This is a genomic window from Vibrio sp. YT-19(2023), from assembly GCF_033337395.1.
This window is the reverse complement of the sequence record NZ_JAWOQN010001144.1, coordinates 1-518: the sequence shown is the minus strand read 5'-3', so window position 1 is coordinate 518 and position 518 is coordinate 1. Positions and strand designations below refer to the sequence as shown.

The 518-nt window shown below is 44.0% G+C and carries 1 protein-coding gene and 1 pseudogene; both read right to left on the bottom strand.

Annotated elements, in window-relative coordinates:
- Positions 1 to 92, bottom strand: a pseudogene (locus R7E78_RS30520) (DNA-binding response regulator); the annotation flags it as partial.
- Positions 79 to 518: ATP-binding protein (locus R7E78_RS30515; protein ID WP_318059196.1), on the bottom strand; the 440-nt coding region annotated here is incomplete at its 5' end. The pseudogene R7E78_RS30520 and the gene R7E78_RS30515, both read right to left, overlap by 14 nt.

Sequence of the window (518 nt, the reverse complement as noted above, 5' to 3'; positions counted from 1 at the left end):
ACTTCAAACTCTGGCTCAAAGCTCAGGAGTTGATGGATACCACGTCGCATTAGTGGATGATCATCCACCAGCATTACTTTACACACTGTCAAAGTTTACTTCCTTACTGTGTTGGAATTCGAGTTTTACGGTGCACCCTTTGTTTACTGATGCTTCAATCTGTAGATCGGCGTGCAGTCTCGCTGCTCGCTCTTGCATGATCGTCATACCGTAATGATTAATGTTTTCGTCCTGATGTTCAAAGCCTACCCCGTCATCGGAGACGGTTACTGTGACTTTCCCATCACAATCAAGACATTGAATATGTATATGGTCAGCTTGCGCATGCTTAATCGCATTCAGTGCTGCCTCTCTGATCAACTGTAGTAAATGGACTTGTTGATGCGCATCTAATTCCGTCGATGAAAGTCTATTTTTCAACGTAATTTCTGCCGTTGTTTGCTCATTAAGCGTTTCAACCATCTCTTGCAGCGCTTGGCCAAAACTGCCTTCTTTGATCGTCAGACGGAATGTCGTTA